Source organism: Azonexus hydrophilus (genome assembly GCF_905120355.1).
Classification (GTDB): domain Bacteria; phylum Pseudomonadota; class Gammaproteobacteria; order Burkholderiales; family Rhodocyclaceae; genus Azonexus.
In genome coordinates this window covers 1-805 of record NZ_CAJHOB010000053.1, presented here as the reverse complement: position 1 = coordinate 805, position 805 = coordinate 1, and the positions used below count along the sequence as shown (strand labels likewise).

Sequence of the window (805 nt, the reverse complement as noted above, 5' to 3'; positions counted from 1 at the left end):
TCGGATGCGGTGCTGCCTGGAGTGGGGAATGGCCTGTTCAAACCCTCGAGCCACCCGAATTACCTGATCGAAACGAACCCGGCGCTGACCAATCTCAAATCCTTCCTGAGTTCGAACTACCTGCTCGACCTGCTGGGCTACGACCCGGACGCCGCGCAAAAGCGGCTGGGCGATGGCCTGTACGAACAGCGGCTGATCCAGGAAGCGGTGCTGGCGCGGACCGGCCAGCGGTATCTGGCGGGCCTGGATTCGGACGAAGCGCTGTTTCGTCAGTTGATGGACAACGCCGTCGCCAGCAAGGAGGCGCTGCACCTGTCGGTGGGCGTCACGCTGACGGCGGAACAAGTGGCGGCGCTGACGCACGACATTGTGTGGCTGGAAACCCGGGAAGTGGCGGGCGAGCAGGTGCTGGTGCCGGTGCTGTATCTGGCGCAGGGCGAAGGGCGTCTGGCGCCGAGCGGTGCGCTGATCCAGGGTAAGGACGTCGCCCTGATCGCGGGCGACACGCTGGCGAATCGGGGGACGCTACGCGCCACCGACAATCTGTACGCCGAAGCCACGAACCTGATCAACGGCGGGCTGCTGCAAGCCGGCGAACAACTCGCCGTCCTCGCCGCCGAGAACGTAATCAACACCGCGGGCGGCATCATCAGCGGCAAAGACGTGGCGGTGACGGCGCTGACCGGCAGCATCGTGAATGAGCGCAGCGTCACCCGCTACGAGAACAGCGGCGCGGGTTTTACGGCCAGCGGCAACGTGATTGACGCGGCGGCGCGCATCGAAGCCACGCACGATCTGAATCTCA

The 805-nt window shown here is 65.2% G+C and carries 1 protein-coding gene; it reads left to right on the top strand.

Features of this window, described 5'->3' with window-relative positions:
* Positions 1-805: S-layer family protein (locus tag JYJ39_RS13955; RefSeq protein WP_205205264.1), on the top strand; the 805-nt coding region annotated here is incomplete at both ends.